Annotated in this window: 22 protein-coding genes; 9 read left to right on the top strand and 13 right to left on the bottom strand. The window is 71.6% G+C overall.

Annotation, left to right across the window (positions count from 1 at the left end):
* Positions 1 to 89: 89 nt before the first annotated feature.
* Positions 90 to 2,222 (bottom strand): ATP-binding protein, encoded by a 2,133-nt coding sequence (locus tag RFN52_RS29255; RefSeq protein WP_184850516.1) that lies wholly within the window; start codon positions 2,220 to 2,222, stop codon positions 90 to 92.
* A gap of 252 nt (positions 2,223 to 2,474) precedes the next feature.
* Between RFN52_RS29255 and gabT the strand changes: the two genes are divergently transcribed.
* Both gabT and RFN52_RS29240 read left to right on the top strand, forming a co-directional pair.
* A complete protein-coding gene (gene gabT / locus RFN52_RS29250; RefSeq protein WP_184850514.1) occupies positions 2,475 to 3,809 on the top strand; it encodes a 4-aminobutyrate--2-oxoglutarate transaminase in 1,335 nt (444 codons plus the stop codon).
* Positions 3,810 to 4,457: 648 nt separating this feature from the next.
* Positions 4,458 to 5,129: a phosphatase PAP2 family protein gene (locus RFN52_RS29240; protein WP_184850512.1), complete on the top strand. Its 672-nt coding sequence runs from the start codon at positions 4,458 to 4,460 to the stop codon at positions 5,127 to 5,129.
* On the opposite strand, the gene RFN52_RS29235 is transcribed toward RFN52_RS29240, so the two are convergent.
* The 7 genes from RFN52_RS29235 to RFN52_RS29205 all read right to left on the bottom strand — a co-directional run bounded on the left by RFN52_RS29235 (position 5,111) and on the right by RFN52_RS29205 (position 12,880).
* Entirely contained in the window at positions 5,111 to 5,581 is a 471-nt protein-coding gene (locus RFN52_RS29235) for a hypothetical protein (RefSeq protein WP_184850510.1), read from the bottom strand. The two genes, RFN52_RS29240 and RFN52_RS29235, sit on opposite strands and share 19 nt — an antisense overlap.
* A 140-nt stretch (positions 5,582 to 5,721) precedes the next feature.
* Complete coding sequence (locus RFN52_RS29230; protein WP_184850508.1) at positions 5,722 to 7,140, bottom strand: NAD(P)/FAD-dependent oxidoreductase; 1,419 nt, start codon at positions 7,138 to 7,140, stop codon at positions 5,722 to 5,724.
* A gap of 18 nt (positions 7,141 to 7,158) precedes the next feature.
* Positions 7,159 to 7,959 (bottom strand): ABC transporter permease, encoded by an 801-nt coding sequence (locus RFN52_RS29225; RefSeq protein ID WP_184850506.1) that lies wholly within the window; start codon positions 7,957 to 7,959, stop codon positions 7,159 to 7,161.
* Complete coding sequence (locus RFN52_RS29220) at positions 7,960 to 8,889, bottom strand: ABC transporter permease (RefSeq protein ID WP_184850504.1); 930 nt, start codon at positions 8,887 to 8,889, stop codon at positions 7,960 to 7,962.
* Positions 8,889 to 10,034, bottom strand: a complete 1,146-nt coding sequence (locus tag RFN52_RS29215) for an ABC transporter ATP-binding protein (protein ID WP_184854074.1) — start codon at positions 10,032 to 10,034, stop codon at positions 8,889 to 8,891. The genes RFN52_RS29220 and RFN52_RS29215 overlap by 1 nt, the downstream gene beginning before the upstream one ends.
* A gap of 5 nt (positions 10,035 to 10,039) precedes the next feature.
* Positions 10,040 to 11,287, bottom strand: coding sequence for a polyamine ABC transporter substrate-binding protein (locus RFN52_RS29210; RefSeq protein ID WP_184850502.1), 1,248 nt, complete (start codon positions 11,285 to 11,287; stop codon positions 10,040 to 10,042).
* A gap of 57 nt (positions 11,288 to 11,344) precedes the next feature.
* Entirely contained in the window at positions 11,345 to 12,880 is a 1,536-nt protein-coding gene (locus RFN52_RS29205; protein ID WP_184850500.1) for a gamma-aminobutyraldehyde dehydrogenase, read from the bottom strand.
* Between the two features lie 199 nt (positions 12,881 to 13,079).
* Here RFN52_RS29205 and ybiA point away from each other — a divergent pair, with 199 nt between their 5' ends.
* Entirely contained in the window at positions 13,080 to 13,655 is a 576-nt protein-coding gene (ybiA, locus tag RFN52_RS29200; RefSeq protein WP_184850498.1) for a riboflavin biosynthesis intermediates N-glycosidase, read from the top strand.
* A 51-nt stretch (positions 13,656 to 13,706) separates the two neighbouring features.
* Here ybiA and RFN52_RS29195 read toward each other — a convergent pair whose 3' ends face one another.
* Positions 13,707 to 14,171 carry a DUF4190 domain-containing protein gene (locus RFN52_RS29195; RefSeq protein WP_184850496.1) on the bottom strand — a complete coding sequence of 155 codons (465 nt, stop codon included), beginning with the start codon at positions 14,169 to 14,171 and terminating at the stop codon, positions 13,707 to 13,709.
* Between the two features lie 69 nt (positions 14,172 to 14,240).
* Complete coding sequence (locus tag RFN52_RS29190; protein WP_184850493.1) at positions 14,241 to 14,864, bottom strand: DUF4190 domain-containing protein; 624 nt, start codon at positions 14,862 to 14,864, stop codon at positions 14,241 to 14,243.
* A 277-nt stretch (positions 14,865 to 15,141) separates the two neighbouring features.
* On the opposite strand from RFN52_RS29190, the gene RFN52_RS29185 reads away from it, so the two are divergent.
* Entirely contained in the window at positions 15,142 to 16,203 is a 1,062-nt protein-coding gene (locus RFN52_RS29185; protein ID WP_184850491.1) for an adenosine deaminase, read from the top strand.
* A complete protein-coding gene (locus tag RFN52_RS29180) occupies positions 16,200 to 16,925 on the top strand; it encodes a glycerophosphodiester phosphodiesterase (RefSeq protein WP_311241080.1) in 726 nt (241 codons plus the stop codon). The genes RFN52_RS29185 and RFN52_RS29180 overlap by 4 nt, the downstream gene beginning before the upstream one ends.
* Here the strand turns inward: RFN52_RS29180 and RFN52_RS29175 are convergent.
* From RFN52_RS29175 to RFN52_RS29165, 3 genes are all read right to left on the bottom strand, one after another.
* Complete coding sequence (locus RFN52_RS29175; protein WP_184850489.1) at positions 16,870 to 18,510, bottom strand: RNA polymerase sigma factor; 1,641 nt, start codon at positions 18,508 to 18,510, stop codon at positions 16,870 to 16,872. The two genes, RFN52_RS29180 and RFN52_RS29175, sit on opposite strands and share 56 nt — an antisense overlap.
* 128 nt (positions 18,511 to 18,638) lie before the next feature.
* Positions 18,639 to 19,163 carry a hypothetical protein gene (locus RFN52_RS29170; RefSeq protein ID WP_184850487.1) on the bottom strand — a complete coding sequence of 175 codons (525 nt, stop codon included), beginning with the start codon at positions 19,161 to 19,163 and terminating at the stop codon, positions 18,639 to 18,641.
* A 103-nt stretch (positions 19,164 to 19,266) separates the two neighbouring features.
* A complete protein-coding gene (locus RFN52_RS29165; protein ID WP_184850485.1) occupies positions 19,267 to 20,706 on the bottom strand; it encodes a gamma-aminobutyraldehyde dehydrogenase in 1,440 nt (479 codons plus the stop codon).
* 164 nt (positions 20,707 to 20,870) lie between these two features.
* Here RFN52_RS29165 and RFN52_RS29160 point away from each other — a divergent pair, with 164 nt between their 5' ends.
* The 4 genes from RFN52_RS29160 (at position 20,871) to RFN52_RS29145 (ending at position 25,366) form a co-directional block, all read left to right on the top strand.
* The gene (locus RFN52_RS29160) at positions 20,871 to 21,410 is read left to right on the top strand and encodes an Lrp/AsnC family transcriptional regulator (RefSeq protein WP_184850483.1); all 540 of its coding nucleotides are present in this window, start codon (positions 20,871 to 20,873) and stop codon (positions 21,408 to 21,410) included.
* Between the two features lie 13 nt (positions 21,411 to 21,423).
* Positions 21,424 to 22,791 carry an aspartate aminotransferase family protein gene (locus RFN52_RS29155; RefSeq protein ID WP_184854072.1) on the top strand — a complete coding sequence of 456 codons (1,368 nt, stop codon included), beginning with the start codon at positions 21,424 to 21,426 and terminating at the stop codon, positions 22,789 to 22,791.
* A gap of 206 nt (positions 22,792 to 22,997) precedes the next feature.
* Positions 22,998 to 23,747 carry an ABC transporter ATP-binding protein gene (locus RFN52_RS29150; RefSeq protein WP_184850481.1) on the top strand — a complete coding sequence of 250 codons (750 nt, stop codon included), beginning with the start codon at positions 22,998 to 23,000 and terminating at the stop codon, positions 23,745 to 23,747.
* The gene (locus RFN52_RS29145; RefSeq protein WP_184850479.1) at positions 23,729 to 25,366 is read left to right on the top strand and encodes a hypothetical protein; all 1,638 of its coding nucleotides are present in this window, start codon (positions 23,729 to 23,731) and stop codon (positions 25,364 to 25,366) included. The genes RFN52_RS29150 and RFN52_RS29145 overlap by 19 nt, the downstream gene beginning before the upstream one ends.
* Positions 25,367 to 25,400 lie beyond the last annotated feature (34 nt).

Genomic DNA, 25,400 nt, shown 5'->3' with positions numbered 1-25,400 from the left:
CTGTGGTCTTTTGGCCGCCGCGTATGAACGACCTGTGACGATTCTGCCTCACCGTACGGTCCCCGCGTACCCGCGCAGGTGGGAAGGGGTCAGCCCCGCAGATCCACCAGCAGCGGAGGCGCGTGCTCGCCCTTGACGTCGGTCAGCGACAGCACCGCGTGCCCCGCCGGTACGCCGTGCGCCAGCTCGGAGGCGGACCAGCGCTCCCGCTCGACCTGCCGCACGGTCACCGCCCGCGCGGTCGGGGCCTTGCCGGTGATCACCCGGCGCAGCATGTGAACGGCCTTGCCGGCCGGGGTCTCCGCGATGATCTGCCGGTCGGTGACGTCGCGGGCCTCGGTCCACTCCTTGCCCCACACCTCGGCGAAGTCCTGTCCGTCCCACGGGGTGAGTCCCGACAGGGCCATCCGGCATCCGGTCGCGCCGAGCAGCGGGCCACGCAGGGGCCGGGCCACGTCGTCCAGGGTGCGCAGGGTCAGTACGACCCCGGCGTTGCCGGAGCGCAGCCGCTGGATGCCGCGCACGGCCTCGGGCGTCACCACGCCGGTCGCGTCGTCCAGCAGCAGGCAGGCGAACAGCGACCGGTCCTCGCGTACGGCGACACTGGCCGTGAACTGCGCGAGCACGAGCCGGGCGAGCATCTTGGAGGCGTCGGCGTGCCCGCGCTGGGGCAGGTCGATGCGCACCCGCACGGGGTGGTCGAGGGCCTTGAGCGTGAAGGGCCGGGACTGTCCGGAGGTGTCGAAGAACCCGGCGAAGGCGGGCCGGTCGAGCAGCGCCACCCGGTCGCCCAGCACCCCGCCGACGTCCCCGGGCTGCCCCATCTGCCGCTCCCTGGCGTCCAGTTCCCGCAGCAACGACTCCTGCCCGGCCTCATGAAGCCCCTGCCGCAGTGCGGCGAACGGCCCCGGCGCCCCGTCCAGCAGCTGCCGCAGCTCCGGTACGGAGGGGAAACGCCCGTGCACGGCCCGGAACGGCCCGAGCAACTGGGCGAGGACGGTGGTGGACCGGCGGCTGTCGCTGCCGGGGTGCGGGTCGGCGAGGTCCCCGACGAGCGCCTCGGCGAGCACGGCCGCGGCCTCGTCCGGGTCGGTGCTGCCGCCGTAGAGATCGAGGTCGTACTCGGACTCCTGGTTCCCGATCCGTACGACCACGTCGTACGCGTCGGCCGGTCCTAGCCCCGCGCCGGCCGCCCCGACGACGACCACGGCGGCGCGCCCGGCGAGGGCGTGCAGACAGAGCGACTCGGCGAGGGGCCGGACGACGGTGCCGGTCTTGCCGGATCCGGCGGGGCCGACGGCGACGAGCGAGGTGCCGAGCAGGTCGGGCCCGAGGGCGAGGCCCGTGCCGCGGTAGGCGTACGGGTTGCGGGCGTCGTCCACGGTGGTGCCGAGCCGCACCTGGCCGGTGACGAGGTCGTGCCGGGCGAGCCGGGCGGGCAGATCGCGCTCCCCGGAGGGGTGCAGGCACGCGGCGGCACCGTCCTTGAGCACGGCGCCGGTGAAGGTGGCGAGGCTGTGCCGCCCGGTGCGCACGCCCTGCCAGGCACGGAGGATCCGGGCGTGGTCGACGTCCCGCATCAGCCCGGTGCGGGCGTCGGCGGTGAGGCGCTCGGCGGCGTCGGCGGCCCCGGCGGCGCGCAGCTCGTTCCACTGGGCCGGGTCGTCCTCGGGGGTCGTGCGGGTCTCCTGGGCCTCCGGCCGGCGGAAGCGGGGGGTGACGAAACGGCGCCACACCTCGCCCCAGCGGCCGAGCCGGGCCGCCCCGACCATGATCCCCAGGGCGACGAGCAGCTCGTAGCCCTGGTAGACGACGAACGTCCCGGTCTCCCCGAGGTCGCTGTCGCCACCCCGCCAGGCGTCGGGAACGATCAGGTCGAACGGCACCCACCACCAGGTGCCGAGGTAGCCGTTCTGCAGCAGCGACCAGATCAGCCATCCCACGAGGAAGGCGATCAGCGCCCCGCTCAGCAGCTGCCGGGTGGGGATCTCCTCGGGTTCCTCAGCGGGCCGCGGCCGGTGCCCGAACCGCCACACGCCCGGTGCGGCGTCGGGGCGCGGCGCGCGCAGCCAGGTGAGGAACGCCGACCCGTCCGGCAGCGGCGGCGTCCCCGGTGCCCGGGGCGGCCGGGGAGGCATCGCGGGCACCTCCGGCGGCCCCGCCGGGCGCGGCACGGGACTCGCATGCGTACCCCGCGCGTCCTGCGTCCCGTCGCTGTCCATCGCCCTTGCCCCCTGACCAGCCGCTCCGTCCACCATCAGCGAGCCAATCTAACGCCCTCTCCTGGGGAGTTCACCGCTTACACGGCCGGGTCGTGGGCACCGGGTCCACGAGACTGCCATGTCCACCCCGGACAAGGCGCTCCGCCGACAACGCCCACATGGAGCATGCCCACCCCCCTTTCCCCGCCCTAGCCTGCGAGAAAAGAACCCAAGCGTCGTCGAGACCATCCGCACCACCCCCAGGAGCCCCGCATGACCGCACTTCCGCAGGAGCGCCGCGTCGTCACCGCCATTCCCGGTCCGAAGTCGCAGGAGCTGCAGGCCCGCCGTACCGCCGCGGTCGCGCAGGGCGTGGGGTCCGTGCTGCCCGTGTTCACGGCGCGTGCCGGTGGCGGGATCATCGAGGACGTCGACGGGAACCGGCTGATCGACTTCGGCTCGGGCATCGCCGTGACGTCCGTGGGCGCCTCCGCCGAGGCCGTCGTACGGCGGGCGTCGGCGCAGCTCGCCGACTTCACCCACACCTGTTTCATGGTCACGCCCTACGAGGGGTACGTCGAGGTGGCCGAGGCCCTCGCCGAGCTGACCCCGGGTGACCACGCCAAGAAGAGCGCCCTGTTCAACTCCGGCGCCGAGGCCGTCGAGAACGCGGTCAAGATCGCGCGTGCGTACACCAAGCGCCAGGCCGTCGTGGTGTTCGACCACGGCTATCACGGCCGCACCAACCTCACCATGGCGCTGACCGCGAAGAACATGCCGTACAAGCACGGCTTCGGGCCGTTCGCGCCCGAGGTGTACCGGGTGCCGGTGGCCTACGGCTACCGCTGGCCGACCGGGCCCGAGAACGCCGGCCCCGAGGCCGCCGCGCAGGCCATCGACCAGATCAGCAAGCAGGTCGGCGCGGAGAACGTCGCCGCGATCATCATCGAGCCGGTGCTCGGCGAGGGTGGCTTCATCGAGCCGGCGAAGGGCTTCCTGCCGGCGATCAGCCAGTTCGCGAAGGACAACGGCATCGTCTTCGTCGCCGACGAGATCCAGTCCGGCTTCTGCCGCACGGGCCAGTGGTTCGCGTGTGAGGACGAGGGCATCGTCCCGGACCTGATCACGACGGCGAAGGGCATCGCGGGCGGTCTGCCGCTCGCGGCCGTCACCGGCCGCGCCGAGATCATGGACGCCGCGCACGCCGGCGGCCTGGGCGGCACCTACGGCGGCAACCCGGTCGCCTGCGCGGGCGCGCTCGGCTCGATCGAGACGATGAAGGAGCTCGACCTCAACGCCAAGGCGAAGAACATCGAGGCGATCATGAAGGCCCGCCTCGGTGCCATGGCCGAGAAGTTCGACATCATCGGCGACGTCCGTGGCCGCGGCGCCATGATCGCCATCGAGCTGGTCAAGGACCGCGCCACCAAGGAGCCGAACCCGGAGGCGACCGGCGCGCTCGCCAAGGCCTGCCACGCCGAGGGCCTGCTGGTCCTGACCTGTGGCACCTACGGCAACGTGCTCCGCTTCCTGCCCCCGCTGGTGATCGGCGAGGACCTGCTGACCGAGGGTCTCGACATCATCGAGCAGGCGTTCTCCCGCATCTGAACCGCCGACGCGCGCATCTGAGCCCCCGTCGGGGCAGGTGAGCCGCCCCGGTTCCGCTACCGGGGCGGCGAGCGGCAGAGCGTGTGAAGAAGGTGTGCGAGGTGGATGACATGCGGCCCCATGGCCTGTCCTGCGCCCCGCCCCTGTCGTAGGTTCTACCCAGATGAGAGATACACCCCGCCCACAGGGGACTGTGGGTGACATCAGGCCGGGGCCTCCCCAGCTTCGACCTGGTCGTGCCCTCGCGCACACAACCGGAGCCTGAGGCTCTGGATCTCCTCACCGATCGGACAGTCGCCCGCCCCAAACCCCCCGGGGCGCGCGACGTTCCGGTCCGGACGGCCGCCCCGGAACCACCCCCCCCTGTTCCGGGGCGGCCGACCTCCCTCTACGCCCCCTTCCTGAGCATCTCGGTGAGCGCCGAGACGCTGCGCGGACCGTGGCGCAGCGCAAGCGTGCCCTGGCACCCCGGGCGCCGCGAACAGCCGCTTCTGCCGCTGCTCCTGGGCGGCCCGCTGCCGTTTCGAGGCCTGTCCGGCGAAGAGCCACGGGCAGTGCTCCAGGAGGCTGTCGTCGTGTGCCGGGTGGTTCACGTGATCCTCCGAGGGGCCGCGAGTGGACGTCGGCGCTCGTGCCAAGCTGTGCCCCATGCCGATCCCAGCGAACCAGGAACGCACCACGCTCCCGGGATCCGTCGCGCTCCTGCTCGCCCTTGCGGCCCTCCTCTTCACCCTGATCACCTGGCAGGTCGTCGCCGACGGCCCGCTCGTGCGGCTCGACGAGCGGCTCAGCCGCGTCCTGGTGAACCCGGACCGCTGCTCGGAACTCCTCGCCGACCTGGGCAACGTCCAGGTCGCGGTCCCGGTCCTCGCCGTCGCGCTCGGGTACGTCGCCGTACGCCACCGCCGTGCGGGCACGGACCGGTGGTGGCTGCCCGTCGCCGCGGCGGCGCTGCTCATGGCCCTGGTCCCGGCGCTGGTCGTCCCCCTGAAGGAGCTCACCGACCGCCCGGGCACCCCGGCCGTCCCGCCCGGCACCGGCTACTACCCCTCGGGCCACACCGCCACCGCCGTCGTCGCCTACGGTGGCGCGACCCTGCTGCTGCTCCCCTGGCTCCGCACGGCCCTGGCCCGCCGCGCCCTGGTCACCCTGTGCGTCGCCCTGGTCCTCGGCGCCGGCTACGGCGTGGTCCGCCGCGGCTACCACTGGCCACTGGACGTGGTGGGCAGCTGGTGTCTGTGTTCGGTGCTGCTGACATCGCTGTGGCTGTCCGTCCGGGCGGCGACGGCGCCCGGCCGGTCTCAACCACCGGAGCCCTGACCGTCGTTCTCCGTCGCCAGCCTCGCCGCTGCCTCGTGCATGGCCAGTTCCAGCAGGGCCGGGTCGGTCAGCAGACCCGAACCGTCGGGCGGTACCAGCCAGCGGACGCCACCGGGTGAGGAGCGGCCCGGGTACGGCACGACGATCCAGGTGCCGGCGCCCGCCGTGCGGATGCCCGTGCCGAGCCAGCGGGCCGCGGTGCCCGGGGGCACGAAGAAGCCCATGCGCGCGTCACCGAAGTCGACCAGCACGGGCCCCTGCTGGTCGAGGACACGGCTCAGCACGTCGAGCGTGGCGTAGCCGAGTTCGCCGGGCAGGATGAGCACGTCCCAGGCGCTGCCGGCCGGCAGCAGCGCCACCCCGAGCGGGTTGCGCTCCCACTCCCAGCGGCAGGCCTCGGGATCGGGTGCGACGGATGCGAGCCACTCGACCGCCGTCTTCGCACCGGTCATCGGAAAGACCCCCTTCTCTCTCGCGAACCTCACGGACGCGCGGGGCGTCCGGAGGTCATCACGAGGGAGAAGGGGGTGTCCCCCGGCCATTACGCGGGTTCCGGCACCCCTTTGGAGTGAACCGGACCACACCTGGTCGGTCAGCTGTCGAATCCCAGCCCCAACCGGTCCATCGTGCGCAGCCACAGGTTGCGGCGGCCGCCCTGGGCGTCCGCACGGGCCAGTGACCACTTGGTGAGGGCGATGCCCGTCCAGGCGAACGGCTCGGGCGGGAACGGCAGGGGCTTCCTGCGGACCATCTCCAGCTCGGTGAGCTCGGTGCGCTCCCCCGCGAGCAGGTCCAGCATCACCTCGGCGCCGAACCGGGTGGCGCCGACACCGAGGCCGGTGTACCCGGCCGCGTAGGCCACCTTGCTCTGGTGGGCGGTGCCGAAGAACGCCGAGAAGCGGGAGCAGGTGTCGATCGCGCCGCCCCAGGCGTGGCTGAAGCGGACGCCCTCCAGCTGCGGGAAGCAGGTGAAGAAGTGCCCGGCGAGCTTGGCGTAGGTCTCGGGGCGGTCGTCGTACTCGGCGCGGACGCGGCCGCCGTAGGGGTAGATCGCGTCGTAGCCGCCCCAGAGGATCCGGTTGTCGGCGGACAGCCGGAAGTAGTGGAACTGGTTGGCGCTGTCTCCGAGGCCCTGGCGGTTCTTCCAGCCGATCGAGTCGAGCTGCGCGGCGGTGAGCGGCTCGGTCATCAGGGCGTAGTCGTAGACCGGGACGGTGTACGAGCGGACGCGTCTGACCAGGTTCGGGAAGATGTTGGTGCCGAGGGCGACCCGGCGGGCGCGGATCCCGCCGTAGGGGGTGCGGACGGCCATGCCGGGCCCGTACGGCTTCAGGGTCAGGGCGGGGGTGTGCTCGTAGACGCGCACGCCCAGTTCCACGCAGGCCCGCTTCAGGCCCCAGGCGAGCTTCGCGGGGTTCAGCATGGCGACGCCCCTGCGGTCCCACAGGCCCGCCTGGAAGGTGGGTGAGTTCACGTGCTCCCGTACGGCGTCGGCGTCCAGGAACTCGACGCCGTCGGCCAGGCCCTGCCGGGCGGTCTCCTCGTGCCACTCGCGCAGCTCACGGGCCTGGTAGGGCTCGGTGGCGACGTCGATCTCGCCGGTGCGTTCGAAGTCGCAGTCGATGGAGTGCCGGGCGACGGCGGCCTCGATCTCGTCGAGGTTGCGGTCGCCCAGTTCCTGGAGCTTGTGGATCTCGTCGGGCCAGCGGGCGAGGCCGTTGGGCAGGCCGTGAGTGAGGGAGGCGGCGCAGAATCCGCCGTTGCGGCCGGAGGCGGCCCAGCCCACCTCGCGGCCCTCCACCAGCACCACGTCCCGCTGCGGGTCGCGCTCCTTGGCGATCAGCGCCGTCCACAGTCCGCTGTAGCCGCCTCCGACGACCAGCAGGTCGCAGGTCTCGGAGGTGGTGAGGGCGGGTTCGGGGCGGGGCCGGCCGGGGTCGTCCAGCCAGTACGGCACCGGCTGGGCGTCGGAGAGCGAACCGATCCACTGATTCATGGCGCTCGGGGCCATGATTTCAACTCCCTACGGTTATGCCTTCTGCCTGTTGCGACGGTTTCCGGCGATCATGGAAACTAGGACGAACAGTACGGCGACGACGAACATGGTCGTGCCGATGACATTGATCTGAACGGGCGTTCCGCGCTGCGCCGAGCCCCACACGAACATGGGGAACGTGACGGTCGAGCCGGCGTTGAAATTCGTGATGATGAAGTCGTCGAAGGAGAGCGCGAAAGCGAGCAGTGCGCCCGCCGCGATTCCCGGAGCCGCGATGGGCAGCGTGACCCGGACGAAGGTCTGGAACGGGCCCGCGTACAAGTCCCGTGCCGCCTCCTCCAGTTTCGGGTCCATCGACATCACACGCGCCTTGACGGCCGTGACGACGAAACTCAGGCAGAACATGATGTGGGCGATGAGAATCGTCCAGAAACCCAGCTGGGCGCCCATGTTGAGGAACAGGGTGAGCAGCGAGGCGGCCATGACGACCTCGGGCATCGCCATCGGCAGGAAGATCAGCGAGTTCACGGCGCCGCGGGCGCGGAACCGGTAACGGACCAGGGCGAAGGCGATCAGGGTGCCGAGGAGCGTGGCGCCGAGCGTCGCCCACACGGCGATCTGGAGGCTGAGGGACAGCGATCCGCACAGTCCGGAGACGCCGCACGGATCCTTCCAGGCGTCCAGGGAGAACTGCTGCCATTCGTAGTTGAAGCGCCCCTTCGGTTTGTTGAAGGAGAACACCGTCACGACGACGTTCGGCAGCAGCAGATAGCCGAGGGTCAGAAGTCCGGCGAGGACGACGAGATTTCTCTTGAGCCAGTTGACGAAGGGCATTTAGACCAGATCCTCCGTCCCGGACCGGCGGATGTAGAGGGTGACCATGAGCAGGATGGCCGCCATGAGAATGAAGGAGAGCGCCGCGGCCGTCGGATAGTCGAGGACTCTCAGGAACTGTGTCTGGATGACGTTTCCGACCATGCGGGTGTCGGTGGAGCCGAGCAGATCGGCGTTCACGTAGTCACCGGCCGCCGGAATGAAGGTGAGCAGCGTGCCGGAGACGACACCCGGCATCGACAGCGGGAAGGTGACCTTGCGGAAGGTCGTCGAGGGGCGTGCGTACAGATCCCCGGCGGCTTCGTGGAGCCGTCCGTCGATGCGCTCCAGCGAGGTGTAGAGCGGCAGGATCATGAACGGCAGGAAGTTGTACGTCAGACCGCACACCACCGCGAGCGGCGTGGCGAGGACGCGGTCGCCGGCGGTCCAGCCGAGCCAGGTGGTGACGTCCAGGACGTGCAGCGTGTTCAGCGCGCCGACGACGGGGCCGCCGTCCGCGAGGATCGTCTTCCAGGCGAGGGTGCGGATCAGGAAGCTGGTGAAGAACGGCGCGATCACCAGGATCATGATCAGGTTCCGCCAGCGGCCCGCACGGAAGGCGATCAGGTACGCGAGCGGGTAGCCGAGCAGCAGACACAGGATCGTCGCCGTGCCCGCGTAGAGCACCGAGCGGACGAACTGCGGCCAGTACGCGGACAGCGCGTCCCAGTAGGTGGCGAAGTGCCAGGTGACCTTGTAGCCCTCCTCCAGGGAGCCCGTCTGCACGGACGTGGAGGCCTGGTAGATCATCGGCAGCGCGAAGAACACCAGCAGCCAGAGGATGCCGGGGAGCAGCAGCCAGTACGGCGTGAAGCGGCCTCTGCGCTTCGGCGGCCTCGGTTCGGGCGCTTCGGGCGCGAGCGGCGGTGGCGCCTCGGTGAGTGTGCTCATCAGACCGCCTCTTCCACTCCGGCGTCGGCGTCCTGGGCGGCGTCCAGACCGAAGGTGTGGGCCGGGTTCCAGTGCAGGACGACCTCGGTGCCGGGCACGAGGCGCGGGTCGCGGTCGATGTTCTGGGCGTAGACCTCGAAGTCGGAGCAGACCGGGCTGTCGACGACGTACTGCGTGGAGACACCGATGAAGCTGGAGTCGGCGATGCGGCCCGTGATGCGGTTGCGGCCCTCGGGGATCTCGCCGGCGTCGTCCGCGTGGCTGAGGGAGATCTTCTCCGGGCGGACGCCGACCAGCACCTTGCCGCCGGTCGCGGTGGGCGCGGAGCAGCGCGCCTCGGGCAGGACGAGCTTGCCGCCGCCCGCCTTCAGCACGATCTCCTCGCCGCTCCGGGAGTCGACCTCGGCCTCGATGAAGTTGGAGGTGCCGAGGAAGTTCGCGACGAACGTGGTGCGCGGGTTCTCGTAGAGGTCGGTGGGCGCGCCCAGTTGCTCGACACGGCCCGCGTTCATCACGGCGACCGTGTCGGCCATCGTCATGGCCTCCTCCTGGTCGTGCGTGACGTGGATGAAGGTGATGCCGACCTCGGTCTGGATGCGCTTGAGCTCCAGCTGCATCTGGCGGCGCAGCTTGAGGTCGAGGGCACCGAGCGGCTCGTCGAGCAGGAGCACCTTGGGGTGGTTGATCAGCGCGCGGGCGACGGCGACGCGCTGCTGCTGGCCGCCGGAGAGCTGGTGCGGCTTCTTGCGGGCCTGCTCGCCGAGCTGGACGAGCTCCAGCATCTCCTCGACCTGCTTCTTCACCGACTTCAGACCGCGCCGGCGCAGGCCGAAGGCGACGTTCTCGAAGATGTCGAGGTGCGGGAAGAGGGCGTAGGACTGGAAGACCGTGTTCACCGGCCGCTTGTACGGCGGGAGGGCGGTCACGTCCTGGTCGCCGAGGAAGACGGTGCCGGCGGAAGGTTCCTCCAGCCCGGCGATCATGCGCAGGGTGGTGGTCTTGCCGCAGCCGGATGCGCCGAGCAGGGCGAAGAAGGAGCCCTGCGGCACGGTCAGGTCGAGCGGGTGGACGGCGGTGAAGGCGCCGTAGGTCTTGGCTATGCCCGTGAGGCGGACGTCGCCGCTGGGGTCCGTCTTGTTCGTCATGGTGGTCACGCCCCCGTCAGCTTCGCGAACTTCGCTTCGAACTCGGTCTCTTCCTTCGAGCTCAGCGAGCGGAAGGCGTGCGACTTGGCGGCCATGGCCTTGTCGGGAATGATCAGCGGGTTGTTCGCCGCGTCCTTGTCGGTCTTCTCCAGCTCGGCCTTCACGCCGTCGACGGGACACACGTAGTTGATGTACGCGGCGAGTTCGGCGGCGGCCTTCGGCTCGTAGTAGAAGTCGATGAGCCGCTCGGCGTTGGTCTTGTGCCGGGCCTTGTTGGGGATCAGCAGGTTGTCGGTCGACGTCACGTAGCCGCTGTCCGGGATGAGGAAGTCGATGTCGGGGCTGTCCGCCTTGAGCTGGACGACGTCACCGGCCCAGGCGACGCAGGCGGCGAAATCGCCGCTGGTCAGGTCCGAGGTGTAGTCGTTGCCGGTGAAGCGGCGGATCTGGCCCTTGTCGACGGCCTTCTGGAGGCGGGCGATGGCCGCGTCATAGTCGTCGGCGGTGAAGTCGGCCGGGTCCTTGCCCATGTCGAGCAGCGTCATGCCGATGCTGTCGCGCATCTCCGAGAGGAACCCGACCCGGCCCTTGAGCTTGGGGTTGTCCAGCAGGTCGGATATCGACTTCACCTCGACGCCGTCGAGGGCCTTCTTGTTGTACGCGATGACGGTCGAGATGCCCTGCCAGACGTACGAGTAGGCGCGGCCCGGGTCCCAGTCGGGGCTGCGGAACTGGGCCGACAGGTTGGCGTAGGCGTGCGGCAGGTTGCTCGGGTCGAGCTTCTGCACCCAGCCGAGGCGGATGAGGCGGGCGGCCAGCCAGTCGGTGAGGACGATCAGGTCGCGGCCGGTGTCCTGGCCCGCGGCGAGCTGCGGCTTGATCTTGCCGAAGAACTCGTTGTTGTCGTTGATGTCCTCGGTGTACTTGACCTTGATGCCGGTGCGCTTGGCGAACTGGTCCAGCGTGGGGTGGTGCTTGCCGCTGTCGTCGACGTCCATGTACTCGGTCCAGTTGGAGAAGTTCACCGTCTTCTCCTTGGCCGAGTGGTCCTCTGCCGAGACGCCGCCCTTCGCCTGGCCCGCGGCGGGGATGCCGCAGGCGCTCAGCGTGCCGAGTCCGCCGGCCGCTAGCGCCCCGCCCGCCGAGGCGCGCAGCAGGGACCGCCGGGTGAGGGAGGCCCTGCCGTTCTTGAAACTGCGCCGCACGGCGGCCACTTGGGCCGGGGACAGGCGGTCGGGCTCGTACTGCTCCATGCGCGTGGTGCCCTTTCGGAGGGTGGACGGCCGGTGGTCAGGCGGCCTGCGTAACGGCTATCGATCCCCGAACACGGTGCGGTGCCAGTCCTTGGCGGCCACCGCGGTGTTGTCGAACATGACGTGCTTGATCTGGGTGTACTCCTCGAACGAGTACGCGGACATGTCCTTGCCGTAGCCGGAGGACTTGTAGCCGCCGTGCGGCATCTCGCTGATGATCGGGATGTGGTCGTTGATCCAGACGCAGCCGGCCTTGATCTCGCGCGTGGCCCGGTTCGCCCGGTACACGTCCCGGCTCCAGGCGGAGGCGGCCAGGCCGTACGGAGTGTCGTTGGCGAGCGCGAGGCCCTCGTCGTCGGTGTCGAACGGCAGCACGACCAGGACCGGTCCGAAGATCTCCGACTGGACGACCTCGCTGTCCTGGGCCGCGTCGGCGATCAGGGTGGGCCGGTAGTAGGCGCCCTTGGCCAGCTCCCCCTCGGGTGCCTCGCCGCCGGTCACCACGCGCGCGTAGGACCGCGCCCGGTCCACGAACCCGGCGACCCGGTCCCGCTGCACGTGGGAGATCAGCGGGCCGAGGTCGGTGCCGGCGGCGAAGGGGTCGCCCAGCCGGACCGTCTCCATGAGCGCGGCGGTCCGCTCCACGAAGGCCTCGTACAGCGGCCGCTGCACGTACGCGCGCGTGGCGGCCGTGCAGTCCTGCCCGGTGTTGATCAGGGAGCCCGCGACCGCGCCGTGGGCGGCGGCCTCCAAGTCGGCGTCGTCGAAGACCACGAAGGGCGCCTTGCCGCCGAGCTCCAGGTGGAGGCGCTTGACGGTGGCGGTGGCGACCTCGGCGACGCGCTTGCCGACGGCGGTGGAGCCGGTGAAGGAGGTCATGGCCACGTCGGGGTGGCCGACGAGGTGCTCTCCGGCCTCCCTGCCGGTGCCGGTGACGATGTTGATCACGCCGTCCGGGATCCCGGCGTCGGTGGCCGCCCGGGCGAAGAGCAGCGAGGTCAGCGGGGTGAGCTCGGCGGGCTTCAGGACGATGGTGTTGCCCGCGGCGATCGCCGGGAGGATCTTCCAGGCGGCCATCTGGAGGGGGTAGTTCCAGGGCGCGATCGACCCGACGACGCCGATGGGCTCGCGCCGGACGTACGAGGTGTGGTCGCCGGAGTACTCGCCGGCCGACTGCCCCTGGAGATGCCGTGCGGCACCGGCGAAGAAGGCGGCGTTGTCGATCGTCCCGGGGACGTCGAACTCGCGGGTCAGCTTCAGCGGCTTGCCGCACTGGAGCGACTCGGCGCGGGCGAAGTCCTCGGCGCGGTCGGCGAGGACCGCGGCGAACCGGTGCAGGGTGTCGGACCGCTCGCCGGGGGTGGCTCCCGCCCAGCCGGGGAAGGCCTCGCGGGCGGCGGCGACGGCCCGGTCGACGTCGGCCGTGCCCGCCAGCTCGTAGGTGAGGACCTCCTCGCCGGACGCCGGGTCGACGACGGCGTGCGTACGGCCGGAGGTGCCGCTGGTCAGGCGCCCCGCGATGTACTGCGCGCCCTGCGCGAAGCGCTCCTCCGCCGGGAATCGGTCCGGGGTGGCAGTGCCCGGGTTGTGCATGTCGCTCTCCTCCGTGTCCCCTGATGGGGCCGGCGTGGCTCAGGCTCGATTTGAGTGCCGATCCTGACAGAGGTATGCCACTCCAACAAGTGATTCCGTTGTTGATTTTTGGTTACGCGACGGAATCTGTCGACCAGGTGTCGAGTTCGCCGCGAAAAGGCAGGACGCTGTGTCAGTGGTGCGTGCCAAACTCGCGTGCATGGAGAAGATCACGGGGGCGGTCGGCTCGCAGGAGGCCCTGATCAGGGCGGTCCGCGCGGGGGCCAGGGTCGGATATCTGCATTTCTGGGGGCACCGGCCGCGGCCGGACGGCCGGATCGGGGCGAGCTGCCTGAGCCAGTGGTGGCCGGCGCCGTTCACCGTTGACGGCGTGGCGTACGCGACGGCCGAGCACTGGATGATGGCGGCCAAGGCCCGGCTCTTCGAGGACGCCGCGGCGGAGCGTGCCGCGCTGGCCGCGGGGCATCCGGCCGAGGCGAAGAAGGCCGGGCGGCTGGTGCGCGGGTTCGACGAGGCGGTGTGGGCGCGGGAGCGGTTCCGGATCGTCGTCGAGGGCAGCGTCCACAAGTTCGGCGCGCATCCCGAGCTGCTGGCGTACCTCCTGGGCACGGGCGACCGGGTGCTGGTCGAGGCCAGCCCCGTGGACCGGGTGTGGGGCATCGGGCTGGCCGCGAACGACGAGGCGGCGATGGATCCGGAGCGATGGCGGGGGCCGAATCTGCTGGGCTTCGCGCTGATGGAGGCGCGGGAGCGGCTGGGGACGGCGAGAGCATGAGTGAGGGGCCGGTCCGGTGGACCGGCCCCTCACGAAGCCCGGGAGCCTCCTTCAGGCCGCCGCGCCGAGCCCGCCCATGATGCTGGCGAACAGCAGGAAGCCGAGCAGCGGCAGGATCACGGTGGCGATGATGCCGCAGACCAGGCCCGCGGTCGCCGCGCCCTTGTTGGTGGCCTCACCGCGGGTGGCCTTGCCGCGGCCGATGGCACCGAAGATGATCGCGAGGATGCCGAGGATCACGCCGAAGAACCACAGCAGGAAGGTCAGGCTGCACACCACGCCGATGATGCCCAGCACCAGGCCCGTGGTTCCCATGCCGTTGCTGGGCTGGGCGGGCATCCCGTAGCCGGGCGCCTGCGGGTAGCCCACGGGCGGCGCGGCCGGGTAGCCGGGGCCGCCCTGCGGGTAGCCGTAGCCCGGGCCGGGCTGCTGCGGATAGCCGTATCCCGGGGCCGGCTGCTGCGGCGGCTGGGCCGGCGGGCCGAAACCACCCGGGGGCGGGTTGGTGTTGGACATGGACGCTCTCCCCTCCGTTGTCAGACCAGGGCATCGTAGTGGCCAAGTCGGCTGCGGAGGGCGGCTGTTTCAGCGGTGGGACGGCGCGGTGGCCACCGGACCGACGGCGCCGTAGTACGGGTCGTCGTTGCGGTCGCTGTTGATCGCGGCCGTGATGCCGACGGCGATCAGGACGATCACCGTGATGCCGAGGATGATCCCGATGATGCCCATGATCAGCCCGGCCTGGGCCTGCCCGTGGTTGGTCGCCACCCCGGCCTCGGCGCGCTTGCGGCCCTTGATGCCGAAGACGACGGCGAGGATCCCGGTGACCAGGGAGACCACACCGTAGAGGCAGAAGAGGGTGCAGGAGATGATGCCGAGCACCATCGCGGCGACGCCCATGCCGTTCTGCGGGGCCATGGGCATGCCGGGCCAGCCGTAGCCGCCCTGGGGATAGCCGCCCGGGTATCCATAGCCGCCCGGCGCTCCCGGGCCGGTGGGAGCCACGGGCGGGGGCGGCACGGCACCGGTGCCGGCGGGGTCGAACTGCGGGGTGCCGGCGGGCGGGGTGAAGCCCGGCATCGAGGTGACCGTGGCCTGGTCGTGCACGGACGGCGGCTGCGGCGACTGGTTCTTGTCGAGCGAGGGCTTGTTCTCCGGGGGCGCCCACGGGTCGTGGCTGCCTCCGTCGGGCTGCGTCGCGTCCGTCATCGTGCGTCCCCCCTGGGTCGATCGTCCCGTCATGCTACGGGGCCGTCCGGTGCGGGCCACAGGGCGGGTGCGCCACGGCTCCCGGAGCCCGTGGCCGCGTCCGCCGGCGTCGGGCCGACCGCGCGGCCCGACGCGGCGGTGCCGCGGATCGCTGTGGCGCAGCGCCCCCGGGAAGGGGCGCTGCGCCACGGCCTACGATGATGCCGAGTCATCGATCAGCCGATCACCCGCGCCCGCCCGCCCTGCGCCGGCCGGAGCGCCGTTCCGGGGAGGAACCTTGACCCAGCATCTCGTCGACCCGCAAGCCCCTCGCGACCTCAGGGCCTTCATCGCCGACCTGCCCAAGGCCGAACTGCACGTGCACCACGTGGGATCCGCCTCCCCCCGGATCGTCTCGGAACTGGCCGCGCGGCACCCCGACTCGAAGGTGCCGACCGACCCCGAGGCCCTGGCCGACTACTTCACGTTCACCGACTTCGCGCACTTCATCGACGTGTACCTGTCGGTCGTCGACCTGATCCGCACCCCGGAGGACGTCCGGCTGCTGACCTACGAGGTGGCCCGGGACATGGCCCGGCAGCAGGTGCGCTACGCCGAGCTGACCATCACGCCCTTCTCGTCCACCCGGCGCGGCATCGACGAGCGGGCCTTCATGGACGCGATCGAGGACGCCCGCAAGGCCGCCGAGGCCGATTTCGGGACCTTGCTGCGCTGGTGCTTCGACATCCCCGGCGAGGCGGGTCTGCAGGCCGCCGAGGAGACGGCCCGGCTCGCCACCGACGACCGGCTGCGCCCGGAGGGCCTGGTCTCCTTCGGTCTCGGCGGACCCGAGGTCGGCGTGGAGCGGCCGCAGTTCAAGCCGTACTTCGACCGGGCGATCGCCGCCGGGCTGCACTCCGTACCGCACGCCGGGGAGACGACCGGCCCGCAGACGGTGTGGGACGCGCTGACCCATCTGCGGGCCGAGCGGATCGGGCACGGCACCAGCTCCGCGCAGGACCCCAAGCTGCTCGCGCACCTCGCCGAGCACCGGATCCCGCTGGAGGTGTGCCCGACCTCCAACATCGCCACCCGCGCGGTCCGCACCCTCGACGAGCACCCGGTCAAGGAGTTCGTACGGGCCGGGGTCGTCGTCACCATCAACTCCGACGACCCGCCGATGTTCGGCACCGACCTCGACAACGAGTACGCGGTCGCCGCCCGGCTGCTCGACCTCGACGAGCGGGGCCTGGCCGAGCTGGCGAAGAACGCCGTCGAGGCGTCCTTCCTGGACGCGGCGGGCAAGGCCAGGATCACCGGAGAGATCGACGCCTACACCGCGCAGTGGCTCTCCCGGTGACGCCCGCCCCGGTCGCCGTGGCCCACCGGGGCGACCCCTACCGCGTCCGGGAGAACACCGTCGCCTCGCTGCGTTCCGCGCTGCGCCGGGGCGCGGACGCGGTGGAGATCGACGTACGGCTCGCCCGGGACGGCGTGCCGGTGCTGCTGCACGACGCGACGCTGAAGCGGCTGTGGGAGCACGAACGGCCCCTGGTCGCGCTGTCGTCCGAGGAGGTGCGCGGGCTGACCGACGGCGGGGTGCCGGCCCTGGCCGAGGCTCTGCCCGCGACCGACGGGCACCGGGTGATGATCGATCTGCCCGGGTCGCCCGATGTACGGGCGGTGCGCCGGATCATGGGCGTCGTGGAGGAGGCCGGGGCGGCGGACCGGGTCTACTACTGCGCGGGCGCCGACGCCATGCTCGCCGTGCGCGCTGCCGATCCGGCCGCCGAGATCGCCCTCACCTGGACGACCCTGGCCCCGCCCCGGCCCGTGCTGCTGGAGGCGATCCGCCCGCGCTGGCTCAACTACCGCTTCTCGCTGGTGGACCGCCCGCTCGCCGAGCGTGTGCACGCCGACGGCTACCTGCTGTCCGTCTGGACCCCCGACACCCGCCGCTCCATGCGGCGGCTGCTGGCTGCGGGCGTGGACTCGATCACGACGAACCGCGTCGACGTGCTGTGCGCTACACGCGCGAGCGCTGCGGCACCGTCGCCGGATCGGCCGGGGCCTCGCGTGTGACGTACTGCGGCACCGGCGCGCTGTCCGTGCCGGTGTCGCGGACGAGCCCGTAGCGGATGGCGCCCTGGGGTGGGCCCTGGCCGATGTCCTCGACCACGGCGTCCCGGTTCGTCGGGAAGACGGTGAGGCCGTAGTCGCAGCCGCGTTCGTTCTGGGTGAGGGTGACGGTGCCGTCGAGGTAGAAGTACTCGTTCTGCCACATCTGCTGGGTGCCGGGCGGGAGGACGGCGTAGCCGATGCCGGGGCCGCCCATACCGGTGGCGTAGCCGTTCGGGGCGCCGGGCAGCGGGTCGTCCATCCGCCGCGAGCCGCCGGACGCCACATGGAACAGCCTGCCCTTCAGGCCGGTCCAGGACGGCATGACCAGCGCGCCGGGACGCGACCCGGGTGAGATCTGCCAGCGAACCAGGACGTAGCCCCGGCCGGTGAGCGTGACACGGTCGCCGCGGTGCTGCATGACGGCCTTCGGGCCGCCGGTGCTGGTGATGCCGGACTCCGGGCGGCGCGGCAGTGCAGCGGGCGGGGTGTCCGGGTCGGGGGCGCGGTCGACGGCGTCGACGACGGTGCCGTACGGATCGGTCTTCTTCGTCGCCGACGGCGAGGACCTGGGGGTGGGGGCGGGCGGGGCGGAGGTTCGCGGCGGTTCGGAAGTGGCCGTGGCCGTGGGCGCGATGGCGGCCCGGGGCGGCGGGGCGTCCGGCGGCTGGGTGACCACGTAGGCGCCGCCCGCGACGATCGTCGCTCCCGCGGTCACCGCGACGGCCGGCTTGGTGAGCGCGCCGAGCAGCTTGGCCGACCAGCCGGCAGAGGTGGCGGCCACGGCCGTCTTGCCGCCGAAGGCGAGCGACAGGGTGAACCCGACGGGCAGCGGGACGAGGGCGATGCCCGCCAGGAGGCGTTCGGCCGGTACGACCGTCTCGCGGGTGCCGCCGCAGTAGCCGCAGCCGCGGATGTGCCGGGCCAGCCGCTTGCGCCACACCGAGTCGGGCCGGCCGTCCCAGCGGCCGGTCAGCTCGCGCAGGCCGGGGCACGCACCGTCCAGGGCGCGCACGATGCCGCGCGAGGTCTCCAGGCGCTCCTTCATCCGCTGGACGCGCACGGCCGCGTGCTGCCGGGTGATGCCGACGGCGGCGGCCAGTTCGCGCCGGGTCAGTTCGCCCGCGACCTCCAGCCACCACAGCGACAGCAGCTGGCGGTCCTCGTCGTCGAGCCACCGCACCGCCTCGGCGACCTCGCGCCGCTGCCCTTCCAGCTGGAGCCGCAGCACGGTCAGGTCGGCGAAGTCGGAGGCCGGCGCCTCCTCCAGCCGGTCCGGGGTCTTCCGCCGGGCCCGGTCGCGGATCTGCCGCATGGCGATCGCCACCAGCCAGGACCGGAAACTGTCGGGGTCGCGCAGCGAGCCCAGGTTGCCGACGGCGCGCAGCATGGTCTCCTGCACGACGTCGTCGACGTCGGCGTGGCCGTTCAGGGCCCGGCCCACGATGTTGTAGACCAGCGGCAGCCAGCCCGCGACCAGCTCGTCCAGCGCCCGCCGGTCGCCGGCCTGCGCCGCCGTGACGACGGCGCGCCAGTGCTCACTGTCCACGGGAGCCTCTCGCCGGCCGGGATCGGTACTTCTCCGGACGCACCCTCTCAGGCAGGACGGGGGTCTTGGCTATGTGGGGGATCACATGCGGGGAGACGGCGTGAAGGTTCTCGGGATAACAGTTTTTCTCAGCCGCCGAACGCCGGGGCGGCCGCGGGCGCGGTCAGCGCCTCCAGCCGCTTGATCCGCTGCCGGACGACGTACAGCGGGATCACCCCGAACACTCCGAAGGCCATGTCGATCACCGACCACCAGAAGGGGATCCCGCGGAGCGGTCCGCAGATCAGGGCGAGCGGGATGATCCCCGCGCAGGCGATCATGCCGAACTCGACGACCCAGATGTTGCGGACCGGGTCACGGTAGGGCCCGTAGAAGGCGACCGCGATGACCAGGTGCGCGAAGGCCAGCCAGTCCGTGCCGTAGAGGAGGAAGGGGTATTCGGCGTCGGCCTGGTCCAGTCCGGCCCGGACCCGCCCGATCCATTCGGTCAGTCCGGGCAGGTGGTCGCCGACGGAGAGCGCGCGCAACAGGTCCTCGGTCCACCGCAGTTCGTGCACCAGGGGAAAGGCCGTGGCGCCGCTGAGCACCAGGCACACGACGAAGAGGACCAACCAGGCGCGGATGCCCTTCACCAGGGCGGCTCTGTCGTTCATGGAGGCACTCTACGCCCGTGTTGAACATGTTCAAAAATGAGGCGCGGGCAACGGAACGGCCCCGGGCGGCAGCGCCCGGGGCCGTCACGGCCGAACTGTGTGACTACGCGTCCAGCGACGTCATCACGTGCTTGATCCGCGTGTAGTCGTCGAAGCCGTAGCCCGAGAGGTCCTTGCCGTAGCCGGACTTCTTGAAGCCGCCGTGCGGCATCTCGGCGACCAGCGGGATGTGGGTGTTGATCCACACGCAGCCGAAGTCGAGCTTCTTGGACATCCGCATGGCGCGGCCGTGGTCCTTGGTCCACACGGAGGAGGCCAGCGCGTACTCGACGCCGTTGGCCCACTCCACGGCCTGCTCCTCGTCGGAGAAGGACTGCACGGTGATGACCGGGCCGAAGACCTCGTTCTGGATGATCTCGTCGGTCTGCTTCAGGCCCGAGACGACGGTCGGCGCGTAGAAGTAGCCCTTGTCGCCGACCCGCTTGCCGCCGGCCTCCACGCGCGCGTGCGCGGGCAGGCGGTCGATGAAGCCCTCGACCTGCTTGAGCTGGTTGGGGTTGTTGAGCGGGCCGAACAGCACGTCCTCGTCGTCCGGCTGCCCGGTCTTCGTCTCGGAGGCGGCCTTGGCCAGCGCGGAGACGAACTCGTCGTGGATGGACTCGTGGACGAGCACGCGGGTGGCGGCGGTGCAGTCCTGGCCGGCGTTGAAGTAGCCGGCGACCGAGATGTCCTCGACGGCCTTGGCGATGTCGGTGTCCTCGAAGACCACGACCGGGGCCTTGCCGCCCAGCTCCAGGTGGACGCGCTTGACGTCCTTGGCGGCGGACTCGGCGACCTGGATGCCGGCGCGCACCGAACCGGTGATGGAGGCCATCGCCGGGGTGTCGTGCTCCACCATCAGGCGGCCGGTGTCGCGGTCGCCGCAGATGACGTTGAAGACGCCCTTGGGGACGATCGAGCCGATGATCTCGGCCATGAGGACCGTCGAGGCCGGGGTGGTGTCGGACGGCTTGAGCACGACGGTGTTGCCCGCCGCGATCGCCGGGGCGAACTTCCACACGGCCATCATCATCGGGTAGTTCCACGGCGCGACCTGCGCGCAGACACCGACCGGCTCCCGGCGCACGATGGAGGTCAGGCCCTCCATGTACTCACCGGCCGAGCGGCCCTCCAGCATCCGCGCCGCGCCCGCGAAGAAGCGGATCTGGTCGACCATCGGCGGGATCTCCTCGGAGCGGGTCAGCCCGATGGGCTTGCCCGTGTTCTCCACCTCGGCCGCGATCAGCTCCTCGGCGCGCTCCTCGAAGGCGTCCGCGATCTTCAGCAGGGCCTTCTGGCGCTCGGCGGGCGTGGTGTCGCGCCAGCCGGGGAAGGCCTCGGCGGCCGCCGCCATCGCGGCGTCCACGTCCGCCTGCCCGGACAGCGGAGCGGTCGCGTACGCCTCGCCCGTCGCGGGATTGACCACCTCGGTGGTCCGTCCGTCGGCGGCGTCCTTGAACTCACCGCCGATGTAGTTGCGCAGACGACGCAGCTCGGTGCTCACTGCCGGCCCTCCAGTTCGGATGTCCAGTACTTGAGACACCCACCCTAGTCGGCCGACCCACGTTTTCAACACCCCTACTCCCTTCGATCGTGCGGAATCCGCAGGAGTGGGGGACTCAAACAACGGATTTCATCGCTCTAGGCTTGCGGAAGTGTCGAGACCTCGTGCACAGTGACCTCGTGGCCAGTCGAAGCGCAGAACAGAAGGGCTCGCGGGAGTCCCGCGAGCCCTCCCGCGAGTCCAGGAACGGCAGCTCGCCGCAGCTGGACGCCGTCTCCCTCGCCATCATCGAGCAGCTCCAGGAGGACGGCCGCCGGCCGTACGCCGCCATCGGCAAGGCCGTGGGCCTGTCGGAGGCGGCCGTGCGCCAGCGCGTCCAGAAGCTGCTCGACCAGGGCGTGATGCAGATCGTCGCCGTCACGGACCCGCTCACCGTGGGCTTCCGCAGACAGGCGATGGTCGGCGTCAACGTCGAGGGCGACGTGGAAGCGGTCGCGGACGCGCTGTCGGCCATGTCCGAATGCGAGTACGTGGTGATGACCGCAGGCTCCTTCGACCTGATGGTGGAGATCGTCTGCGAGGACGACGACCACCTCCTGGAGGTCATCAACAAACGCATACGGGCCGTGCCCGGAGTGCGCTCCACCGAGAGCTTCGTCTACCTCAAGCTCAAGAAGCAGACCTACATGTGGGGAACCCGATAACCGTGAGGACCCGATAGCCGTGAGCAAGGACCTCTCCCAGTCCGCGTACGACCACCTGTGGATGCACTTCACGCGCATGTCGTCGTACGAGAAGGCCCCCGTCCCCACCATCGTCCGGGGCGAGGGCACGTACATCTACGACGACAAGGGCAAGCGCTACCTGGACGGCCTCGCCGGCCTCTTCGTGGTGCAGGCCGGGCACGGCCGGGTCGAGCTCGCCGAGACCGCCTTCAAGCAGGCGCAGGAGCTGGCGTTCTTCCCGGTGTGGTCCTACGCCCACCCCAAGGCCGTCGAGCTCGCCGAGCGCCTCGCCGGGCACGCGCCGGGCGACCTGAACAAGGTCTTCTTCACCACCGGCGGCGGTGAGGCGGTGGAGACCGCCTGGAAGCTCGCCAAGCAGTACTTCAAGCTGACCGGCAAGCCCACCAAGCACAAGGTCATCTCCCGTGCGGTCGCCTACCACGGCACCCCGCAGGGCGCCCTGTCCATCACCGGTCTGCCGGCCCTGAAGGCCCCCTTCGAGCCGCTGGTCCCGGGCGCCCACAAGGTCCCGAACACCAACATCTACCGCGCCCCGATCCACGGCGACGACCCCGAGGCCTACGGCCGCTGGGCCGCCGACCAGATCGAGCAGCAGATCCTCTTCGAGGGCCCGGACACCGTCGCCGCGGTCTTCCTGGAGCCGGTGCAGAACGCGGGCGGCTGCTTCCCGCCCCCGCCCGGCTACTTCCAGCGCGTCCGCGAGATCTGCGACCGGTACGACGTGCTGCTCGTCTCGGACGAGGTCATCTGCGCCTTCGGCCGTCTGGGCACCTACTTCGCCTGCGACAAGTTCGACTACGTGCCGGACATGATCACCTGCGCCAAGGGCATGACCTCGGGGTACTCCCCGATCGGCGCGTGCATCATCTCCGACCGCCTGGCCGAGCCGTTCTACAAGGGCGACAACACCTTCCTGCACGGCTACACCTTCGGCGGTCACCCGGTCTCCGCGGCCGTGGGCCTGGCCAACCTCGACCTGTTCGAGCGCGAGAACCTCAACCAGCACGTCCTGGACAACGAGGGCAACTTCCGCGCCACCCTGGAGAAGCTCCACGACCTGCCGATCGTCGGTGACGTCCGCGGCAACGGCTTCTTCTACGGCATCGAGCTGGTGAAGGACAAGAACACCAAGGAGTCCTTCAACGACGAGGAGACCGAGCGCGTCCTGTACGGCTTCCTCTCCAAGGCGCTGTACGACAACGGCCTGTACTGCCGCGCCGACGACCGCGGCGACCCGGTCGTCCAGCTCGCCCCGCCGCTGATATCCGACCAGTCGACGTTCGACGAGATCGAGCAGATCCTGCGCGCCACCCTCACGGAGGCATGGACGAAGCTCTGACGCCCGTCGCTCAGATCGTCTGCCTGGATGATCAACACCGGCCCCGGTGCCGCCCGTTCGAGTGAGAAACGGCGGCCCGGGGCCGCGTGCTGTCCGGCGTCCCGCCGCCCTCTGCCTAGCGTGCGAAGTGACCGATCGGCCCTACCTTCGTTCCCCCGCACGGGGGATGGCACGGGAACTACGGATCTGAACCGAGGTGTACGCGCATGGAGGCCCCGCCGGACAACGACGTGCTCTGGGCACACACCCTGCACTTCCAGCACGACGACGGCACGCCCGCGCTCTGCGGCGTCTCGCTCGGCGTGCGCGAGGGCGAGATCCTCGCCATCGGCGGACCGCGCGGCAGCGGCAAGACGACCCTGCTGCGGTGCCTGTCCGGTCTGGTGCCCGTCCGGCGCGGCGAGGTCTGGTTCAACAGCGTGCCCGTGCACACCATGGGCCCCCTCACCCGCGAGCGGCTGCGCCGCGACCGGTTCGGCTGGATCGACCCGGCCCCCTCCCTGGTGCCGGAGCTCAACGTCTGGGAGAACACGGCCCTGCCGCTGATGCTGCGCGGCACGAGCAGGCGGCGCGCCAAGACCGCGGCCCTGGAGTGGCTGGAGCGTCTGGACATCGGCGACAGCGCCCGCAAACGGCCGCACCAACTGGTGCAGGCCGAGCGGCAGCGGGTCTGCATCGCCCGCGCCCTGGCCCCCGCGCCGTCGGTGCTGTTCGCCGACGAGCCCACGGCGCCCCTGCACCGCGCCGACCGCGCCCAGGTGCTGCGCACCCTCACCACTGCGGCCCGCTCCCACCGCATCACCGTCGTCCTGGCCACCCATGACGCGGAGACCGCGGCCCTCGCCGACCGCACGGTGTCCCTGCTGGACGGGCGGCGCGTGCAGACGGTGCACCTGCCGCCGGTCGCCGAGCCACGCGAGCCGGAAGGCCGGGCGGCGTGCTCGCTCTCCGTCTGACCCGCGGCGCCCACCCCGCCGTCCAGCTGCGCCGCCTGATGGTCACGGCGGCCTCGGCGGGCACGGGCTTCCTGCTGCTGTGCGCCCTGGGCTACGCGCTGGGCCACCCCGGCTCCCCCGGCGCCGCCGCGCTGCGGCTGGCCTGGTGCGCGGCCCCGCTGGCCGCCACGGTGTACTTCGCGCTCGCGGTGGCCCGTACCGACCCCGGCACCAAGCCCCGCTCCGGCCTCGCGGCCATCGGCCTCGGACCGGTCCGCATGATGGCCGTCTCGGCGACGACGACGGCCCTGTCCTGCACGCTGGGATCGATGCTGGCCCTGCTCGTCTTCCTGCACCTGCGGGGCGACCTGACGGGCATGCCCTTCGACGGCGCCGCCGCCGACTCCCTCGCCGCGGGCCGGCCCCTGCCCCTGCCGGGCGCCCTGACCCTGCTGGCGCTCGTGCCCGTCGGCGCGTCGGTGGCGGTGGCCCTGGCCCTGCGACCGCGCGAGGCGGGGCCCGCAGCGCCCCGGGCGGCCCGGACGTACGGCCGCTTCGGCGCCTGCCGGCGCACCAGCACCCGCGAGACCTTCGGGGCGTACGGCTGGTTCGGACGGCAGATCGTCCGGCCCACGGACGGCCGTACCGCCGAGCCCGCCGCGAAGAGCGGGCCGCCCGCGGCCCGGACCGGCGGGTCGGCCCCGGCCCCGGCCGCTGGCCCCGGCGCAACGGTGAACGCGGTCGCGGACCCCGCTCGACCGCCCGCGGTGGACCTGGGCGCCATGGACCCGGGCGCCGTGGACCCGAGCGCCATGGACCCGGGCGCGGAGGGCGCTCCGCCCGCGGCGCCGCTCCCGGCCGCACCGGGAGCGGCCGGCGCACGGGGCCCGGCCGGCGATCCCGCCCAGCGGCTCAGCGCGCACGCGGCGGCGCCGGACGCGGCCGGAGCCATCAGCCCCGCCGGGGCCCTGGCCCGGCACCCGGTTCCCGCGGCGCCCGACGTTCCCGACGAGGCCTCCGACGCGGCCCTGCCGGACACCGTCGCCGCCCCCTCCGGTCTGCCGTGGGGCATCACCGTGCTGGCCGCGGGCCTCGCCGTGGTGAGCTACACGAGCCGTACCGCTCCGACACCCCCCGACCTCTCCTTCTCCGGCGCCTCCCCGGGCGTGCTGGCGGGCTGGGCGCTGTGCGCCGTCGGCCTGGCCCTGGCCGGTCCGGGCCTGACCCATCTGTGCGGACGGCTGCTCCAGTCGGCCCGCCCCGGTGCCCTGCGGCTGCTGGCCGGCCGCATCCTCATGGCGGAGGCCGTCCGCATCGGGCGCCCCCTGGGCGTCGTCTGCGCGGTGCTGTCCGCCGCCTGGGCCATGGCGCTGCTGCACGCCCCGGACGGGCTCTCGCTCGGCCCGCTCACCACCCTCGGCGTGCTGCTCGTGACCGGGTGCACCACGGCGACGCTCCTCACGGCGGCCGTCGAGGCCCGGCAGGCCCGCGCCGACACCACCGCCGCACTGATGCGGCTCGGCGCTCCCGCTACGGCGCTGCGCAGCGCCGCCGCCCTCCGCGCCGTCGCGCTGCTCGCCGTGTTCGGTCCGCTCACCCTGACGGTCGCGAAACTGGCGGCGCTCCCCCTGGCGCGCTGAGTCCCGCCGCGATCGCCGGAAGCCCGCAGGAAAA

Source organism: Streptomyces collinus (assembly GCF_031348265.1).
GTDB lineage: Bacteria > Actinomycetota > Actinomycetes > Streptomycetales > Streptomycetaceae > Streptomyces > Streptomyces collinus.
This window is presented reverse-complemented; position numbering and strand designations above follow the sequence as displayed.